The sequence below is a fragment of the Tenacibaculum sp. SSH1-16 genome (genome assembly GCF_040104435.1).
Lineage (GTDB): Bacteria > Bacteroidota > Bacteroidia > Flavobacteriales > Flavobacteriaceae > Polaribacter > Polaribacter mesophilus.
In genome coordinates, this window is sequence record NZ_JBECOV010000003.1 from 117,810 (window position 1) to 134,096 (window position 16,287).

The following is a 16,287-nucleotide window of genomic DNA, read 5'->3' on the forward strand; positions in this document are numbered from 1 at the left end:
AACTAACTAATCACTAAACATTACTTGTTAAGTAATTATATGTTTATATGACGACTATTTTCTTGTGTCGTTACACTAATTACTAGTCTTTAACATTATTTTATGAAAGCCTACTATTTACAAGCTAATCACTTTCTTTTTTACTTGTACACTACCCTTTGATTTACAGTCTGTTTTGGATTTTGAGTTATTTATAACTACATTTAACAGTAACTAACTAAAAAACTATATTTTATGACAGATTCAAACAAACCCGCCACACTTTTTTGGATTATTAGTATTGCAGCCTTAGTTTGGAATGGACTAGGTGTTATGTCTTATATTGGTCAAGCTTACATGACAGATGAAGTCAGAGCTGCTTTACCTGAAGCAGAAAGGGCTTTATATGAAAATGTTCCTACTTGGGTTACCGCTGCTTTTGCTATAGCCGTTTTTGGAGGATTACTTGGTAGTGCTTTTTTATTAATGAGAAAAAAGTTAGCAAGACCTATGTTTTTAATTTCACTAATAGCTATTGTAGTTCAAATGTCGTATAACTTATTTATGAGTAGAGCAGCTGAAGTATACGGACCTGGAAGCATTATAATGCCTATAATGGTAATTGTTATAGGTGTGTTTTTATTAATGTATTCAAAAAAGACAATAGCGAAAGGCTGGTTGTCATAATACTAAGAAATATAAAACTTTAAATGCTGTCTTTCTTAAGGCAGCTTTTTTTATTCAAATAGAACAAAAATAAATTCGGCAACACAGGCTGGTTTTTCCTGTCCCTTTATTTCTATCGTACAATCAAAAGTTAACTTTTTACCCTTTTGAAAGTCTTCTATTAGTTTAACAGAGCTAATTAAACGTAATTCACTATTTACAGGTACAGGATTAGGAAAACGAACTTTATTCAATCCGTAGTTTAACCCCATAGTTACACTTTTTACTTCAAATTGTTTAGAAATTAACTCCGACAACATAGAAACAGACATAAATCCGTGTGCAATTGTTGTTTTTGTTGGAGAATATTTAGCAGCTTTTTCTTCATCGATGTGAATCCACTGTTTATCTAATGTAGCATTGGCAAAATCATTAATCATTTGTTGAGTTACAGTATACCACTCTCCTACCGGTAACTGTTTTCCTTCTATATTAGAAAGTTCTTTTAAATTTTCAAAAACTAATTTTTTCATATCCTTTATTTACCAAATACATCTTTTTTTATTCGAGGAAGCTCCAATTTATACTGTACAGCAATTGTTCTTACAAGAATAATTATTCCTGCAGAAATAACAAAAAGTACATCTTCATTGATGTTTAAAGGATATAAAAGTAGGTATACAATACCTCCTGCTAAACAGGCTGACGCATATATTTCTCTATGAAAAATTAACGGAATTTCATTTGTTAGCACATCCCTAATTACACCTCCCATTACTGCGGAAGACATTCCCATAACTAAGGCTACAAATGGATGTAAATTAAAATTTATTCCTTTTTGAACACCTAATAACGTAAACACACTTATACCAATAGTATCAAACAAAAACATTGTTCTTCTTAACGGTGCTATTTTACTTCGAAATAAAAAAGTTGCAGCAACAGCTATTAATATTGTCCAGATATAGTTAATATCTCCAATCCAGTTTATAGGATGTGCATTAATAAGTACATCTCTAGTCATTCCACCTCCAACGGCAGTCACAAAAGCTATGATAATGACTCCAAAAACATCAAACTTTTTTCTAATAGCAACTAATGCTCCACTAATAGCAAAGGCAAAAGTTCCAGCAATGTCTATGGCGTAAATTACATCCATTTATATTGATATTTCAGAGAATTGTATTTGTAATGTTCTTTCTACTTCAGCTAAACGACTTCTTTCATTTTGAAGAATTAAAGCTAAAGAAACTCCTCTTTTCCCTGCTCTAGCAGTTCTACCACTTCGGTGTGTATAGTACTCTAGTTGTTCTGGTAATTGATGATGAATAACAAAAGCTAAGTTTTGAACATCAATTCCTCTGGCTGAAACATCTGTTGACACCAATACTTGTAGGTTTCCATTTTTAAAAGCACGCATTACCTTATCACGTTCTTTTTGTTGCATGTCCCCTTCAAGAGCTTCTACCGAAAACCCATCTTCTTGTAATTCTTTCGTTAGTTTTTGAGCTCCTGCTTTGGTTCTTGAGAAAATGATTCCTCTTTCAGCATGTCTTTTTTCCAAAAACTTAATAATAACATCGGTTTTTTCAGGGATCGTAGTTGTTACAAACTGATGTGTAATGTTGGCATTCACCAATACATTTTTGTTTACTTCAACTTGTTTTGCTGAAGCATTCATGTATTTTTTTACAATGCTTCGAATTTCATCTGGCATTGTTGCCGAAAACAACCATGTTTTACGAGTACCAGAAGTATATTTTAAAATACGATTTAACTCTAATTTAAACCCCATACTAAGCATTTCATCTGCCTCATCAAGTACTAAGGTTTTGATATTTTTTAAATTTACATCACCCCTTTCTATTAAATCAATCAAACGTCCTGGAGTTGCTACAATAATATGCGTGGTTCTTTTTAAATTGTTGATTTGGCGCTCTATTTTTTCTCCACCATACACTGCTTCTACAAAAATTTTATCATCAACATATTTTGTAAACTTAAATAGTTGTTTCTTTATCTGTTGTACCAATTCTCTTGTAGGTGATAAAATTAACGCTTGTACATTATCTTTTGAAGCATCTATTTTATGCAAAATAGGCAAGCCATAAGCAGCTGTTTTACCTGTTCCTGTTTGTGCTAATCCTATAAAATCTGAATTATTTTCAAGTAAATAAGGTATAGTTTCTTGTTGTACTTCAGTAGGAGTTGTTATTCCTAACTCTTTCAATCCCTTAACATATTCTTTTCGTACTCCTAATGCGGTAAATGTTGTCATTCTATAAATTTATAAGTGCAAAGATATTGTTTCTTTTACGGTAACAATAAGTTTGTTACTTCTTTCGTAATTCTTTTAGGCTTTTTTGTGTTAGCGTCTAACAAACAAAAAGTAGTTTGAGATTTTACTAATAAAGTTTCTCCTCTATACATTTCAAAATGACGTACAGATCTTATCCCTTCTGTTTTTCCAACCCATGTTCTAAGCGTAACTTCATCTCCTAATACGGCTTGATTTTTATAATCAACTTCATGTCTAATAACAAACCAAACATAATCGATGTTTTGAACGTTTTTAGAAAGTTCTTTCCAATGAGCATCTGAAATGTTTTGCATCCATTGTACATACACCACATTGTTTACATGGTTGTATTCATCTATTTCTTCTGGAGTTACAATATGTTTTTGTTCAAATAAATTCATAAGACAAACTTACAGGATTGATGTTAATTATTACTTAAATCTAACGCTGTTTTTCTTTTGGATGAATAATTCACACTAATTTAGTCAGCATGAATACAATTGCCAACGATCTGGGTACGAAAAGCATTAGTCAACTTATTTTAAAACAAGCCATTCCTGCTTCTATTGGTATTTTAGTCATGTCGATTAATATGATTGTAGATACCATTTTTGTGGGGAGATGGATTGGTGTACTCGCTATTGCAGCAATTACTGTAGTACTCCCCATTGCTTTTTTAATTTCGTCGATTGGTATGGGAGTCGGAATTGGAGGAAGCTCTATAATTTCTAGAGCTTTAGGAGCTAATAAAGAAGATAAAGCCTTTGAAGTTTTTGGGAATCAAATTTCATTAACTATTGTATTATCTGTTTTATTTGTTCTTTTAGGAACATTTTTTAGTATTCCTATTTTACAACTTTTTGGGGCTAATGGAGATATTATAACTCCTGCTACTGAATATTTTGATGTAATTGTTTGGGGTGTTCCGTTTTTGGCTTTTGCTATGATGGGAAACCCCGTTGTTAGAGCTGTAGGGAAACCTAATTATGCGATGCTTACCATGCTCTTCCCTGCAATTGCTAATATTTTTTTAGATATTATTTTCATTAAGTTTATGAATTTAGGAATGTACGGCGCAGGTTTGGCTACCTCTATTTCGTATGCTGTTAGTGGAGTATTTATTCTTTGGTTTTTTATTTCAAAAAAGACTGAATTAAAAATTATTCCGAAGTATTTTAAATTGAATTTTTCTATTGTAAAAGAGATTGTGTCTTTAGGAGGAGTAACTATAGTAAGGCAAGGAACAATAAGTATATTAACTATAGTCTTAAACTATTCTCTTTTTAAGTATGGAGGTGAAATTTCAATTGCAGTCTATGGTATTATTAATAGGGTTATGTTATTTGCTTTATTTCCTGTTTTAGGAGTTACGCAAGGTTTTTTACCTATTGCAGGATATAATTATGGAGCCAATAATACAGAAAGAGTAAAGGAAACTATAAATAAATCTATCCTTTTTGGTACGGGAATAGCTGTTTTAATTTTTATTCTGATAATGCTATTTCCAACTGAATTAGTTGGTGTTTTTACAGAAGACGAAAAACTATTAAAACTTACTCCAGATGCATTAATAGTAGCTTTTTTGGCAACACCTGTAATAACCACTCAACTAATTGGATCAGCATACTTTCAAGCAGCAGGTAAAGCGTTGCCTGCACTATTATTAACACTTTTAAAACAAGGGTTCTTTTTAATTCCTTTAGTGTATTTACTTCCTAAATTTTATGGCGTAAATGGTGTATGGATGTCTTTTCCTATTGCAGATGTTTTATCCACTGTGCTTACTTATGCTTATTTGAAAAGAGAAGTGAGATTACACCTAAATTAATCTAAAATACTCTCTCCGTTTAAATTTGTAGTTAGCACATCACTCATATAATTAAAAAAAGGACGAAGTGCTTTAAAAGAGTCATCTACTTTTGTTAGAAAATCGGGAGCTAATACTTCTTTGTCTGTAAAACGTTGAATAGCTATATATCCTTTTTTGCGAATCAAATCGATATCTGGATGTTGCTTATCAAATCCTTTAGGAGCTGTTTTAAGCTCATCTCCTTCTAATTTACCTCCAAAATGTTGTACGTAATTCTTTTCTTTTAAAATTTCTCTAATTTCAGAAGCATCTACTTCAAATTCCTTTCGAATACGTAAAAGATCTTCTTTATTAGGCTCCCAGAATCCGCCAGCAACAAAACTATCGCCTGGGGAAATATGTAAATAATACCCTCCCCTTAATGCTGGTTTCTTTCTATGAAAAGAACCTCCAAAATGTGTTTTATATGGTGTTTTATCTTTTGAAAAACGTACATCTCTGTAAATTCTAAATAACTTAAACTTATCTATCTCATCATGCTTGTTTAAATTATCTTGAATGGTTTTGTATACAGCTTTTGCGTTATTTTGAGCTTCTGTGAATCGAGGTTTGTGTTCTGTAAACCATTCGCGATTGTTGTTTTCTTTTAAGTCTTTTAAAAACTGAAATGTTTGTTTTTCTATTTGCATAGTAAGTAAGCGATTTAGAATTTCTAAGGTACAAAAAAACTCCACTAGATTTTAGTGGAGTTTAGACTTTATTAAGTAAAAAATTATACGTTAAATCTAAAGTGCATAATATCACCATCTTTAACGATATACTCCTTTCCTTCTACTCTCATTTTACCTGCTTCTTTCACTTTAGCTTCACTACCAAATGATACATAATCATCATAACTAATAGTCTCAGCGCGGATAAACCCCTTTTCAAAATCAGTGTGAATAACTCCTGCCGCTTGAGGTGCAGTAGCACCTACAGGAATTGTCCAAGCTCTTACTTCTTTTACACCTGCAGTGAAATAAGTTTGTAAGTTTAATAACTTATAAGCCGAACGAACTAAGCGAGAAACTCCTGCTTCTTCTAATCCTATATCAGCTAAGAACATCTGACGCTCTTCGTAATCATCCAACTCTGTAATATCTGCTTCCGTACCTACAGCCAATACAATAACTTCAGCATTTTCGTGTGCTACAGCTTCTTTTACCTTATCAACATAAGCATTTCCTGAAACAGCAGAACCTTCATCAACATTACACACATATAAAACTGGTTTTGCAGTAATGAACTGTAATGGTTTTACAAATTCCTCTTCTTTTTCTGTAAATTCAATAGAGCGAACAGATTTTCCTTCTAATAATGTTTCTTCAACCTTTAATAGAATTTCTAATTCTACTTGCGCCTCCTTATTACCTGTTTTAGCTGTTCTTTTTACACGCTCCAAACGTTTTTGAACAGTTTCTAAATCTTTTAACTGAAGTTCTATATCAATAGTTTCCTTATCTCTTATAGGATCAACAGAGCCATCTACGTGTACTATATTATCGTTATCAAAACAACGCAATACATGTAAAATAGCATCTGTTTCACGAATGTTTGCCAAGAACTGGTTACCTAAACCTTCTCCTTTACTAGCTCCTTTTACTAAACCAGCAATATCTACAATTTCTACAGTTGCAGGTAAAACTCTTTCAGGGTTTACTAATTCTTCTAGCTTTTCTAAACGAGTATCTGGCACGTTTACTACTCCTAAATTAGGTTCAATGGTACAAAACGGAAAGTTTGCACTCTGCGCTTTTGCGTTAGATAAACAGTTAAATAAGGTTGATTTCCCTACGTTTGGTAATCCTACAATTCCAGCTTTCATTCTATTGTTTTATTGAAATTTTGCGAGTGCAAATATAGTGCTTTGCTTTCTAAATTTTCTAATTATTTAAGATTCATTTAAGTTAGTTTATAGCTCTTTAATTTATGGTTTTAACATTTTTTTAAGACTTAGGTTGATTTTTTACTATTTTTAATAAATTAACTTAAAAAATATTTTCACATGAAAAAACGTACCCTTCTTATTATTTACCTATTTTTTGGTGGACTTTACTTGTTAAATGCTCAAACATTAATTAGAGGAACAGTAAAAGATATAAATAACGAACCTTTGCCAGGAGCTAACATTGTAGAAAAAGGAACCTCTAATGGTACATCTACAGATTTTAACGGCGAGTTTTCACTTAATGTTAATATAGATGGAACTTTAATAGTTAGTTTTTCAGGTTTTGAAACACAAGAAATTCCTATTAATGGAAAAACTAATTTTAATATTGTTTTAAAAGAAGGTTTAGAATTAGATGAAGTTGTTATCGTAGGGTCTAGAAACCCTAAAAGAACAGCTATTGACACACCTGTACCTGTTGATATAATTGATGTAGGAGATTTAGCAACTAAAAATGGTAAAGTAGAAGTAAATGATATATTACAGTATGCAGCTCCGTCATTTAATGCTACTAAGCAATCAGGGTCAGATGGTGCCGACCATATCGTACCTGCTTCCTTAAGAGGTTTAGGTCCAGACCAAACTTTGGTACTTATCAACGGTAAAAGACGCCATCAATCATCATTAGTTAATATTTTTGGAACACGTGGACGCGGAAATTCAGGAACCGATTTAAATGCAATTCCTGCTGCTGCTATTAAAAGAATTGAAGTTCTAAGAGATGGAGCGTCTGCTCAGTATGGTTCTGATGCTATTGCAGGAGTTATTAATATTGTTTTAAAAGATAATACCGACGGTGTTTCAGGAAGTATTGGTTATGGAGTTTATAGCACAGCAATAGGAAGTGGATGGGCTGAAGCTACAGGAGAAACTTTATACAATGTTGAAGGAAAAAACAGATTAGATGGAGAAGACAAAAGTTTTGATGGTGGAACTTTTAAACTAGATTTAAACTACGGAGCTAAATTGAATGATAAAGGAGGTTTTGTAAACTTTACTACCGAATTATTGTCAAAAGAAAGAACATTGAGACCTGGTTTTTCTTGGCGAAAAGGATATGGTAGCGCTGCTATAGATGGATTCAATTTTATGGTAAATGCTAGTTTACCTATAAATGACAATACCGAAGCATATGCTTTTGGAGGTAGAAATTATAGAGATACTGATGCGTATGCTTTTTCAAGAGATAGTTTTGATGAAGGCGACAATAGAAGTGTTCCTAGCATACATCCTAATGGATTTACTCCTAGAATTACTTCAAACATCACTGATATATCTGTATCAGCAGGAATTAAACATAAATTAGAAAATGGTTGGGAGATTGACTTCAATAATACGTATGGAGAAAACAAGTTTCATTATTTCATCAAAGACTCAAACAACGCTTCTTTAAAAGATGCTTCACCTACCGATTTTAATGCAGGAGGTCATAGTTTATCACAAAATACTACTGGATTAGATTTTAGTAAGTACTTAGAAGATTTAATGAGTGGAGTTAACCTTGCTTTCGGTTTAGAATATAGAACGGAAAACTTTATCATTTTTGCTGGTGAAGAAGCTTCTTATGGATTATATGATGATAACGGAGTATTAATGACAAATCCTGCTGTTCAACCAGTAGCTGTTGACAGTAATGGTGATGAATTACCTGGTGGTTCTCAAGGGTTCCCTGGATATGGACCTGATAATGAAGTTGACCGTTCAAGAAGTAATGTAGGTATCTATTTTGATTCTGAATTTAACTTTACAGAAAAATTCTTAGTAGGCGCAGCTGTTCGTTATGAAGATTACAGTGATTTTGGTAGTACATTTAACTTTAAGTTAGCTTCAAGATTTAAAGCAAGTGATAACTTAACCTTGAGAGGCTCTATTTCCTCAGGTTTCAGAGCACCATCTTTAGCTCAATTATATTATAATTTAAAGTTTACCAATATTGTTAATGGGGAATCTTTACCATCATTATTATCTGCAAATAACAGTACTGTAACTAGAGCTTTCGGAATAGAACAATTAAAAGAAGAGACAGCATTCAATGCTAGTTTAGGGTTTACTTATAAAATTGGTGGATTTACAGCTACCATTGATGCATATTCTATTACTGTTGATGATCGCATTATTTTAACAGATAACTTTGATGCTTCTGGATTGAATTTAGGCGTTGATGCAGCACAATTCTTTGCAAATGGTGTTGATACAAAAACTCAAGGATTAGATATTGTTTTAAACTATAAAAAGTCTTTTGAAGATCATAGAATAGATGTAGGATTGGTAGGAAACTTTAACGATACTAAAATTGAAAAGATAAAGAACGGAAACTTAAACAAATTTACTTTCTTTAGTCCTTTTTCTGAAGCTTATTTAAAAGCAGCAGCTCCAGATCACAAATTCGGTTTAAACCTAAGGTATGGATATAAGAAGTTTGATGTGTCTCTAAATCTAACTAAATTCAGTGATGTTGAGTTGTTTGATTTTCAATGGGTACAGTACTCTCCTGCCAATGAAAGTGAAGCTTTAAATTTTGATACTGATGAGGATGGTATTGGAGATACTAATTTATATAAAGCAGGAAATGATGTGTATAAATCAGCTATTACAACTGATTTAAGTCTAAGCTATGCTTTTACAGATAAAATTACCTTTACGATTGGAGGAAACAATATTTTCAATGTATATCCTACTCCACAGTTTGATGGATGGACTGATCAAGGTGGGTTAGCAGATTCTGTTCAAATGGGGTCAGACGGTGCTTACTTTTTTACTAGACTAGGATTTAAACTTTAATAGTTTTTCATAAAAACAAAAAATCCTGAGAATATTCTCAGGATTTTTTTATTTCATATCTCCAAAAATTTGGAGTTTATTAATCGTTATGCATAAAACGTTGTTTAGCTAATAACTCTTCTTCTGTTTCTACATTATCTTCATCAGGAACACAACAATCAACAGGACAAACAGCAGCACATTGTGGCTCCTCATGAAAACCTTTACATTCTGTACATTTATCTACAACAATGTAATAAATTTCATCCGAAATTGGCTCTTGATCTTCATTCGCATTGGCAGATTTACCGTTTGGTAAAACAATATTTCCTGTTAAATCAGTACCGTCAGCATATTTCCAGTCATCTGCACCTTCGTAAATTGCTGTATTAGGACATTCAGGTTCGCAAGCACCACAGTTTATACATTCATCAGTTATTATAATTGCCATAATTAATCTCTTTCAGTTTTGTAACTTTGCATTTGCAAAAATAGTTCCAATTTAATTTAGAACCAAAATAAATGGATAGTATAAAAAGTAGAATTAACGCTTTTCATAAACTAGGAGAATTTTTAAGTCAATTTTCTCAAGAAAAAATAGAGAAAAAAGAACATATAGAACATAACGAATTGTTTTTTGATGGATTTAAGCATCAATTAAAAATAGCAGGAGAAAATAACACCTGGTTTACCAGAGAAAACATATTATTCTCTATAGAAAATTGGGCAAAAGCACTCACTTCTGAAAACTTAACTCAGTGGATTGCTAACGAAAACTTAGGTAACAACGAACCTAAATTAGTCGCTGTTATCATGGCTGGAAACATTCCGTTAGTAGGCTTTCATGACTTTTTATCAGTTCTAATTTCTGGGCACTCGGTATTAGTTAAACAATCTTCTAACGATAAACATTTATTGCCTTTTTTAGCAAAATATTTAGAATATATTGATCCTGAATTAAAAAGAAAAATCACGTTTACTGAAGAAAAACTAACAGGGTTTGATGCGGTAATAGCTACTGGTAGTAATAATACAGCACGTTATTTTGAATATTACTTTAAAGATAAACCTAGCATTATAAGAAAAAACAGAAATTCTGTTGCGGTTTTAACAGGAAATGAATCGGAAGAACAACTGCAAAATTTAAGCGAAGATGTTTTTCGTTATTTCGGATTAGGTTGTCGTTCTGTTTCAAAAGTATTTGTTCCTAAAGACTATAATTTCGACGCTTTTTTCAATGGAATGTATCAACAACATGAAATCATTAACAATGTTAAATACGCTAATAATTACGATTACAATAAGGCAGTGTATTTAATGAGTGAGTTTGATATTTTAGAAAATGGGTTTTTAATGATTAAAGAAGATGAAAGCTACGCCTCTCCTATCGCTTCTGTTTTTTATGAGTACTATGATAATGCAGATGATTTAAAAATTAAATTGTGGGAAGACAGAGAGCAAATTCAGTGTATAGTGGCCAATAATTTTATTGAAAATGAAATAGCATTCGGACAGACACAACACCCCAAGTTATGGGACTATGCTGACGGCGTAAACACACTAGAATTTTTAGCTAAAATTTAAAAGAGTCTCTATATAAATTTGCACCTTTGTGTAGCAAAACACAACAACACAAATGAAAAAACATAACTTTAGTGCAGGGCCTTGTATTTTACCTGAAGAAGTGCTAAAAAAAGCATCAGAAGCAGTCATTGACTTTAATAATGACAATTTATCTTTAATCGAAATTTCACACAGAAGTCAACCCTTTGTAGATGTAATTGAAAAAGCAAGAAGCTTAGCACTAGAATTATTAGGTCTTGAAAATAAAGGCTACAAAGCATTGTTTTTGCAAGGTGGAGCCAGTATGCAGTTTTTAATGGTTGCTTATAACTTACTAAATAAAAAAGCAGCTTACTTAAATACAGGGACTTGGAGTGATAAAGCAATTAAAGAAGCTAAATTATTTGGCGAATTAGTAGAAGTAGCTTCCTCAAAAGATAAGAACTTCAGTTATATTCCCAAAACATATGAAATTCCTACAGATGTAGATTACTTCCATTGTACTAGCAATAATACCATTTACGGAACACAAATGAAGAGTTTTCCTAAGACTTCTGTTCCAATGATATGTGATATGAGTTCTGATATTTTTTCTCGTCAACTGGATTTTTCAAAATTTGATTTAATTTACGCAGGAGCTCAAAAAAATATGGGACCAGCTGGTACTACCCTTGTTGTAATAAAAGAAGACATTTTAGGAAAAGTTGAGCGCCAAATTCCTTCAATGTTAAATTACCAAGTATTTCTTGACAAAGAAAGTATGTTTAATACACCACCTGTATTTGCAGTATATACTTCCATGTTAACCTTAGAGTGGTTAAAAGATTTAGGAGGTATCGAATTCATTGAAAAAGTGAATGAGAAGAAATCAGCTCTTTTATACAGTGAAATAGACAGAAATCCTTTATTTAAAGGAGTCGCTGCTATAGAAGACCGAAGTCATATGAATGCTACTTTTACCTTAGCTGATAAAAACTTGCAAGCTAAGTTTGATAAAATGTGGCAAGAAGCCAATATTAATGGATTAAGCGGCCATAGAAGTGTTGGTGGTTATCGTGCAAGTATGTACAACGCTTTACCTTTATACAGTGTACAAGCTTTAGTAGATGTAATGCAAGAATTAGAAAGAATAAGTTAGATACAACGTCATTTTTCACAATGACATTTTAATATAAAGAACGATGAAGATATTAGTGAATGATGGAATTTCCGCTAGCGGAATACAAGCTTTAGAAAACAAAGGTTTTGAAGTTATAAATACAAAAGTTGCACAAGAGCAGCTAGAAAATTATATAAACGATCATGCTATTGATGCTATTACAGTAGGTAATACTACACAAGTGCGACAAGAGTTAATTGATGCTTGCCCAAGCATTAAACTTATTGCTTGTTTAGGAACCGAAATGGACAACATTGATGTTGATTATGCTATTGATAATGGAGTTCATATTGTGAATAGTGAAGATGCTTCAGCTACTTCAATTGCAGAACTAGTATTTGCGCATTTATTTGGAATGGTTCGTTTTTTACACCAGTCAAACCGTGAAATGCCTTTAGAAGGAGATATGCGCTTTAACGCCTTAAAAAAGCAATACTCGCAAGGAACTGAGCTAAGAGGTAAAACATTAGGTATTATTGGGTTTGATACTGTAGGACAAGAAGTTGCAAAAACTGCACTAGCTTTAGGTATGGAAGTGATAGCAACTGATGTAGAAATAGACAATGCAACTATCACAATTCCTTTTTTCGATGGTCAATCAGTAGACTTCTTTATTGAAACGGAAAGTATAGATAACCTATTATCAAAATCAGACTTTATTACACTACATCTTCCTGCTCAAGAGGGATATGTTATAGAAACATCTTTGTTTGACAAGATGAAAAATGGTGTAGGAATTATAAACACTTCTCATGGAGGTATTCTAAATGAAGTTGATTTAGTTAATGCTATTGATAGTGGAAAGGTTAAATATGCAGGATTAGACGTTTTTGAAAGCCAACCAAGACCTGAAATTCAACTATTAATGAACCCTGAAATATCGATGACACCTCATATTGGTGCTTCAACAGTTGAAGCACAAGATAGAGCTGGAATTGAACTTGCTAACAAAATCATCGAATTACTAAGCGAATAATCTATGGCAATTGTAAAACCTTTTAAAGCTGTTAGAGCTACCAGAGATAAAGTTGCTTTAGTATCTTCTAAATCGTATGAAATTTATACTCCTGCGGAAATCGGTGCAAAACTCGATTTTAATCCATACACTTTTTTGCATGTAATTAATCCTGGATATAAATACCATAAACAAGATGTAACAGGAGAACAACGTTTTAAGTTGGTACACAATCGTTACTTAGAATTCAAAGAAAATGAAGTCTTTAAGCAAGATGAAACTCCTGCTTATTACATATATCAAAAAATAACTCCAAATGATAATTTCTGTGGAATAATCGCAGCAACCTCTGTAGAAGATTATCATAATGAAGTAATAAAAAAGCACGAAGACACTTTAAAAGAACGTGAGTTACTATTTGAAAACTACTTAAAAAATACAGGTTTTAATGCAGAACCAGTACTACTCACCTACCCTGACAATGATGTAATTAATGTTATTATAAAAAAATATCAGGAAGAAAGAGCCGAATACGAGTTTTCTACATCTGATAGGGATTTACATTTTTTATGGGTAATAAACGAAGAGAAAGATGTAGAGCAAATAGCCAAAGCTTTTAAAGAAGTTAACACCCTATATATTGCTGATGGACATCATCGTTCAACATCTTCATGTTTATTGGCACAAAATTTAGCAGAGAATAATCCAAAACATACAGGTAAAGAAGACTATAATTTTTTCATGAGTTACCTATTACCTGAAAGTCAGGTAAAAATTTATGAATTCAATAGATTTATAAGAGATTTAAACGGGTTAACTCCAGAGGAGCTTTTAATAGAATTAGATACTCATTTTAGAATTGAGAATCGTGGACAGGAATTATATAAACCTAAAGAAAAACACCATTTTAGCATGTATTTAAATGGTGAATTTTATGCTTTGTATTTACGTAAATCAGCTTATGAATTTACTGACTGTTTAAGTGAATTAGATGCTTATATTTTATATACAACCGTATTAGAACCTATTTTAGGAATTGAGGATATTAGAAACGCTTCTAAAATTGTATATTCTCAAGACAAATCTGACGGGTTAGAATTAAAAACAAAGGTTGACAGTGGTGAGTTTAAAGTTTCTTTTGGAATGCTACCTACCAATATTCAAGAACTAAAAACTATTGTTGATGCTGGCTTAATGATGCCACCGAAAACAACCTACATAGAACCTAAGTTAAGAAGTGCTTTAACTATTTACGAGTTTTAGTATAAAGTCTGATAAACAATTATTATGATTACAGAAATTAAAGAAAATCTTCAAAAAATAAAATCAACACTACCAGAAAATGTAACGTTAGTTGCTGTTTCTAAAACCAAACCTATTGCAGATTTAAAAGAAGCTTACGATGCTGGTCAGCGAATATTTGGTGAGAATAAAATACAAGAAATGGTAGCTAAGTATGATGAATTGCCTAAGGACATAAAATGGCATATGATTGGTCATTTACAACGTAATAAGGTAAAGTATATGGCTCATTTTGTTGATTTAATTCATGGTGTAGATAGTTTTAAAACACTGAAAGAAATAAACAAACAGGCTAAAAAACATAATAGAGTTATTAATTGTTTGTTACAAGCACGAATTGCTAAAGAAGATACTAAATTTGGGTTACCTTTTGAAGATATTGAAGCTATTTTAGCGTCAGATCAGTTAGAAGAGCTTGAAAATATAAAAATTGTTGGTTTAATGGGAATGGCTACGTTTACAGATAACCAAAAACAATTACAAGAAGAATTTTCTTCATTAGCTAATTTCTTTAATGGAAATAAAGAAAACTATCCTAATTTACAAACATTATCTATGGGAATGAGTGGAGATTATGAATTAGCCATAAAAAATGGTAGTACAATGGTACGAATAGGAAGCTCAATTTTTGGAGTTAGAAATTATATTGCTTAGATTTACATAAACTAGCTTAAAAAAGGGAGAGATTTGTACGCTATTTTAGACATTGAAACTACTGGAGGGAAATATAACGAAGAAGGGATTACAGAAATTGCCATCTATAAATATGATGGACATCAAATTGTAGATCAATTCATTAGTTTAGTTAATCCAGAAAGGGAAATTCAGGAATTTGTTGTAAAACTTACTGGTATTAATAATAAAATGCTACGAAATGCGCCCAAGTTTTATGAAATAGCAAAAAGAATTGTTGAAATAACTCAAGATTGTTTTATTGTGGCTCATAATGCTAATTTTGATTATCGTATTCTTCGTACCGAATTTGACAGGTTAGGTTATAAATACAAACGAAATACACTATGTACAGTTAGTTTAAGCAAAAAACTAATTCCAGAGTCACCATCTCATAGTCTAGGAAAACTCTGTAAGTTTTTAGGAATTCCTATGTCTGATCGTCACAGAGCAACAGGTGACGCATTAGCTACGGTACAATTATTTAAACTATTAATAGATAAAGATGTTGAAAAAGGTATTATTCAACAATCTATAAAGTATTTTGACAACAGACATGAAAAGTTTCGTATTCAAAGAATATTAGATAGTTTACCTGAAAAAGAAGGTCTTTTTTATGTTCATAACCACGAAGGAACAATCATTTTTGTAGGGAGAGGTAAAAATATAAAGCAAGAAACTAATAAACTCTTTTTAAAAGAAACTAGAAAAGCATTAAAAGTAATAAAAAGAGTTAGTAAAGTTTCTTATGAAGAAACTGGGAATATGCTTTTTACCCGTTTAAAATATCATTTAGAACTTGAAAAGCTAAAACCTAAGTACAATATCATTAGAAAAAGAAAAATTACAGATAAAAACTTTAATCACGATAATATGCTTATTGTTGATAAAGGCAGAATTCCTGAAGAACACGCCGTAATTTTAATCGAAAAAAACGAAGTTATAGGATATACATATACCAATCTTGCTTTTCAGGAAAACCAGTTATCTATTCTAAAATCAATGCTTACTCCTATTGAATACAAAGAGTTAGCAAAAACTATCATTAAAAACTACTTACTAAAAAATAAAGTCTCTAAAATAGTACGATTACAAGTTGAAAATAATTTATAATATGCTATAAAGCATTCAAAAA

Annotated in this window: 16 protein-coding genes; 9 read left to right on the forward strand and 7 right to left on the reverse strand. The window is 31.7% G+C overall.

The features are described from left to right. The first annotated feature begins 234 nt into the window (after nt 1-234). Nucleotides 235-666, forward strand: a complete 432-nt coding sequence (locus ABMY20_RS05475) for a hypothetical protein (RefSeq protein WP_349264806.1) — start codon at nt 235-237, stop codon at nt 664-666. 50 nt (nt 667-716) lie between these two features. Here ABMY20_RS05475 and ABMY20_RS05480 read toward each other — a convergent pair whose 3' ends face one another. From ABMY20_RS05480 to ABMY20_RS05495, 4 genes are read right to left on the reverse strand one after another with little or no spacing between them, the layout of a single operon-like run. Next, complete coding sequence (locus ABMY20_RS05480) at nt 717-1,178, reverse strand: MaoC family dehydratase (protein WP_167713852.1); 462 nt, start codon at nt 1,176-1,178, stop codon at nt 717-719. A gap of 5 nt (nt 1,179-1,183) precedes the next feature. After that, a complete protein-coding gene (locus tag ABMY20_RS05485) occupies nt 1,184-1,804 on the reverse strand; it encodes a trimeric intracellular cation channel family protein (RefSeq protein ID WP_047788850.1) in 621 nt (206 codons plus the stop codon). Beyond that, nucleotides 1,805-2,923: a DEAD/DEAH box helicase gene (locus ABMY20_RS05490; protein WP_349264807.1), complete on the reverse strand. Its 1,119-nt coding sequence runs from the start codon at nt 2,921-2,923 to the stop codon at nt 1,805-1,807. Between the two features lie 35 nt (nt 2,924-2,958). After that, a complete protein-coding gene (locus tag ABMY20_RS05495) occupies nt 2,959-3,345 on the reverse strand; it encodes a thioesterase family protein (RefSeq protein WP_349264808.1) in 387 nt (128 codons plus the stop codon). Nucleotides 3,346-3,434: 89 nt separating this feature from the next. Here ABMY20_RS05495 and ABMY20_RS05500 point away from each other — a divergent pair, with 89 nt between their 5' ends. Further along, nucleotides 3,435-4,772 carry an MATE family efflux transporter gene (locus ABMY20_RS05500; protein WP_073184089.1) on the forward strand — a complete coding sequence of 446 codons (1,338 nt, stop codon included), beginning with the start codon at nt 3,435-3,437 and terminating at the stop codon, nt 4,770-4,772. Here the strand turns inward: ABMY20_RS05500 and ABMY20_RS05505 are convergent. Together ABMY20_RS05505 and ychF are read right to left on the reverse strand one after the other, a co-directional pair. Continuing rightward, on the reverse strand, nt 4,769-5,443 hold the full coding sequence (locus tag ABMY20_RS05505; protein ID WP_047788854.1) for a DUF2461 domain-containing protein: 675 nt from the start codon (nt 5,441-5,443) through the stop codon (nt 4,769-4,771). The two genes, ABMY20_RS05500 and ABMY20_RS05505, sit on opposite strands and share 4 nt — an antisense overlap. Before the next feature lie 83 nt (nt 5,444-5,526). Next, nucleotides 5,527-6,618, reverse strand: a complete 1,092-nt coding sequence (gene ychF, locus ABMY20_RS05510; RefSeq protein ID WP_073184091.1) for a redox-regulated ATPase YchF — start codon at nt 6,616-6,618, stop codon at nt 5,527-5,529. Between the two features lie 180 nt (nt 6,619-6,798). On the opposite strand from ychF, the gene ABMY20_RS05515 reads away from it, so the two are divergent. Beyond that, nucleotides 6,799-9,522 carry a TonB-dependent receptor gene (locus tag ABMY20_RS05515; protein ID WP_349264809.1) on the forward strand — a complete coding sequence of 908 codons (2,724 nt, stop codon included), beginning with the start codon at nt 6,799-6,801 and terminating at the stop codon, nt 9,520-9,522. Nucleotides 9,523-9,601: 79 nt separating this feature from the next. Here ABMY20_RS05515 and ABMY20_RS05520 read toward each other — a convergent pair whose 3' ends face one another. Next, the gene (locus tag ABMY20_RS05520; protein WP_349264810.1) at nt 9,602-9,952 is read right to left on the reverse strand and encodes a 4Fe-4S dicluster domain-containing protein; all 351 of its coding nucleotides are present in this window, start codon (nt 9,950-9,952) and stop codon (nt 9,602-9,604) included. Between the two features lie 71 nt (nt 9,953-10,023). Here ABMY20_RS05520 and ABMY20_RS05525 point away from each other — a divergent pair, with 71 nt between their 5' ends. The 6 genes from ABMY20_RS05525 to ABMY20_RS05550 are packed head-to-tail and all read left to right on the forward strand — an operon-like array spanning nt 10,024 to nt 16,265. Continuing rightward, complete coding sequence (locus ABMY20_RS05525; protein ID WP_253680224.1) at nt 10,024-11,085, forward strand: acyl-CoA reductase; 1,062 nt, start codon at nt 10,024-10,026, stop codon at nt 11,083-11,085. Nucleotides 11,086-11,137: 52 nt separating this feature from the next. Beyond that, nucleotides 11,138-12,202, forward strand: a complete 1,065-nt coding sequence (gene serC / locus ABMY20_RS05530) for a 3-phosphoserine/phosphohydroxythreonine transaminase (RefSeq protein WP_281979301.1) — start codon at nt 11,138-11,140, stop codon at nt 12,200-12,202. A 43-nt stretch (nt 12,203-12,245) separates the two neighbouring features. Continuing rightward, entirely contained in the window at nt 12,246-13,199 is a 954-nt protein-coding gene (locus ABMY20_RS05535; protein WP_349264811.1) for a D-2-hydroxyacid dehydrogenase, read from the forward strand. Nucleotides 13,200-13,202: 3 nt separating this feature from the next. Beyond that, a complete protein-coding gene (locus ABMY20_RS05540; RefSeq protein WP_047788861.1) occupies nt 13,203-14,441 on the forward strand; it encodes a DUF1015 domain-containing protein in 1,239 nt (412 codons plus the stop codon). Nucleotides 14,442-14,465: 24 nt separating this feature from the next. Continuing rightward, nucleotides 14,466-15,134 (forward strand): YggS family pyridoxal phosphate-dependent enzyme, encoded by a 669-nt coding sequence (locus tag ABMY20_RS05545; RefSeq protein ID WP_349264812.1) that lies wholly within the window; start codon nt 14,466-14,468, stop codon nt 15,132-15,134. A 33-nt stretch (nt 15,135-15,167) separates the two neighbouring features. Next, nucleotides 15,168-16,265, forward strand: a complete 1,098-nt coding sequence (locus ABMY20_RS05550) for an exonuclease domain-containing protein (protein ID WP_047788863.1) — start codon at nt 15,168-15,170, stop codon at nt 16,263-16,265. The last annotated feature ends 22 nt before the right edge of the window (nt 16,266-16,287 follow it).